Origin of the sequence: Burkholderia sp. SIMBA_051 (assembly GCF_046534915.1) — a bacterium.
Classification (GTDB): domain Bacteria; phylum Pseudomonadota; class Gammaproteobacteria; order Burkholderiales; family Burkholderiaceae; genus Burkholderia; species Burkholderia ambifaria.
In genome coordinates, this window is the sequence record NZ_JAWRXS010000273.1 from 1 (window position 1) to 272 (window position 272).

1 pseudogene is annotated in these 272 nt (G+C 65.1%); it reads left to right on the forward strand.

The window, feature by feature from the left end:
* A pseudogene (locus SB771_RS34500) lies at positions 1-236 on the forward strand (TonB-dependent receptor); the annotation flags it as partial.
* Positions 237-272 lie beyond the last annotated feature (36 nt).

Genomic DNA, 272 nt, shown 5'->3' on the forward strand with positions numbered 1-272 from the left:
GGGTCAACGTGCGGAGCGGGCAGTCGCGTCAGATCGGCGCGCTCACCGCCAAGGCCAGCGGCCGCGCAGTGTGGAACGCCTACGCCAAGTACCAGATCAACCGCAACTGGGCCGCCACGCTCAACCTCAACAACATCTTCGACAAGACTTACTACAGCGCCATCGGCAACATGGTCAACGGCGTGCACTATGGCGATCCTCGCAATGCCATGCTGACGCTGCGCGGCACGTTCTGATGCGCCAGGGCGGGCTGCGCCAGCGCATGGCCTGGC